Origin of the sequence: Bartonella sp. MU70NMGDW (assembly GCF_042194085.1) — a bacterium.
Classification (GTDB): Bacteria; Pseudomonadota; Alphaproteobacteria; order Rhizobiales; family Rhizobiaceae; genus Bartonella; species Bartonella grahamii.
Genome location: NZ_JBHIMK010000347.1, coordinates 1 through 1,199, shown reverse-complemented (window position 1 = coordinate 1,199; position 1,199 = coordinate 1). Strand labels below are relative to the sequence as shown.

The window sequence follows — 1,199 nt, the reverse complement described above, 5'->3', positions numbered from 1 at the left end:
GAGGAAACTTATCAACAATGGTATCGAGAAAGCATCGATGATCCAGAAAGCTTCTGGGCCAAACATGGTCAACGCATTGAATGGTTTAAACCTTTTACAAAAGTAAAAAACACTTCTTTTAACGGAGATGTCTCCATTCAATGGTACGAAGATGGGATAACAAATGTTGCCTATAATTGCATTGATCGCCACCTGAAAACCCATGGAGACAAAATCGCGCTTATTTGGGAAGGAGATAATCCTTATCATGATAAAAAAATAACCTATAACGAGCTTTATGAACATGTTTGTCGTTTTGCTAATCTTTTGAAAAGTCGTGGTATTAAAAAAGGCGATAAAGTAACCATTTATCTTCCCATGATACCCGAAGCAGCCTATGCTATGCTCGCGTGTGCCCGCATTGGTGCTGTTCATTCGGTTATCTTTGCTGGCTTTTCTGCTGAGGCAATAGCAGGACGCCTTGTTGACTGCGAATCAACCTTCATCATTACCGCTGATCACGGCTTGCGTGGCGGCAAACGGATCAACTTAAAAGACAATGTTGATCATGCTATTGAGATAGCAGCACGCCAAAACGTACATGTAGACCAAGTCATGGTTATACGGCGGACTTGTGGACCCATTCAATGGATAGAGGGGCGTGATTTTTGGTACCATGAAGAGATAACTCATGCCAAAACAGATTGCCCACCAGAACCAATGAACGCTGAAGATCCACTTTTTATTCTTTATACTTCAGGCTCCACCGGCAAACCCAAAGGCGTTTTGCATACCACAGCGGGCTATCTTGTTTATGCCGCGATGACACATCAATACGTTTTTGATTACCATCCCGATGAAGTTTACTGGTGTACAGCTGATATTGGTTGGATTACCGGTCATTCTTACTTGGTTTATGGACCTTTATGCAATGGTGCGACTACTTTAATGTTTGAAGGCACACCAACCTTTCCTGACAAAGGAAGATTTTGGCAAATTGTCGACAAACACCAAGTTAATACACTCTATACCGCACCAACAGCTATCCGCGCCTTGATGGGAGCAGGAAATTCGTTTGTTGAACACTCAAACAGGACATCGTTGCGTCTTTTAGGCACGGTAGGAGAACCGATTAACCCAGAAGCATGGGAATGGTTTTATCATACAGTTGGAAATGACCGTTGTCCGATTCTCGATACATGGTGGCAAACGGAAACAGG

At 43.0% G+C, this 1,199-nt stretch carries 1 protein-coding gene; it reads left to right on the top strand.

The features are described from left to right. A partial coding sequence (locus ACFIKE_RS10895; protein WP_375649933.1) for an acetate--CoA ligase occupies nt 1-1,199 on the top strand: 1,199 nt, incomplete at both ends.